The 918-nt window shown below is 43.0% G+C and carries 1 protein-coding gene; it reads left to right on the forward strand.

What is annotated here, in order from left to right; translation table 11 throughout:
* A partial coding sequence (locus tag OSO01_RS23155) for a DUF7973 family transport facilitator (protein ID WP_147212813.1) occupies positions 1 to 918 on the forward strand: 918 nt, incomplete at both ends.

Below are 918 nucleotides of genomic sequence, written 5' to 3' on the forward strand. Positions count from 1 at the left end.
GATTTTAGCTGCTTTTGGCGGCGGTGTATTTGGTGCACTTATCGGGGGTACGACAGCCTTTATCTTTACCGGGTTCCTAGGAATGGCCGGCGTTGCTGCAGCTGTAGCAGCCGGCAGTACACTGATCTTAGATCATGTTGCTTTCGGTCCGTTTTTCGGTCCACATGTAGCCTTTGTCGGCGCTGTGGCAGCGGCTGCATATGCAGGCAGAATCAGTAAAAAACGTTTAGAGAATGCTGCATTTCTTACTAATCCAGTCGATGCAAAGACTGTTCTTGGAGATCATGAGGATAAAGAGAAAATTTTTGCTGAAGATGACAGACATGTTGACGGTGCAGATACAACTGTTCCATTGTTTAAAACAACAGATCCAATGGTGCTTATCGTTGGGGGAATATTTGGTATTTTAGGTTATTTAGTTCAATATTTATATGGACCTGTTTTAGATATTCCGATTGATACCATTGCTTTAACCGTTGTTACTTTTGCTATTATTACGCGTTTCTTATTCGGTCATTCCGGTTTAACAGGTATCTTCCCTGCGAATGAAAAACGCTTTCCGTTCTCAGGAAAAATGTTACTTTTCAACGCTATTTGGGGATTTTCATTTGCAGGTCTGGTAGGTTATGCAGCAATTGCCTTAGATATAAACAACATCGGTTTCACCATTAGTGCAGCGTCTCTGATTTTCTTATATTTTGGATTAAAATTTCCTGTCTCCCACCACGTATCCATGGTTGCGGGTTTTGCAGCAATTGCACTGGGAAGTCCGTGGCTGGCAGCCCTATTCGGTCTATTTGCCGTTATCACAGGAGAATATGTACAGCGGCTGTTCAATACACATGTTGATACGCACGTCGATATGCCGGCAATTGTAATCGCAATATGGAGCTTTGTTATTCTAGGGATTGTTGCGCC

It is taken from the genome of Oceanobacillus sojae, from assembly GCF_007991515.1.
GTDB classification, from domain to species: Bacteria; Bacillota; Bacilli; order Bacillales; family Amphibacillaceae; genus Oceanobacillus; species Oceanobacillus sojae.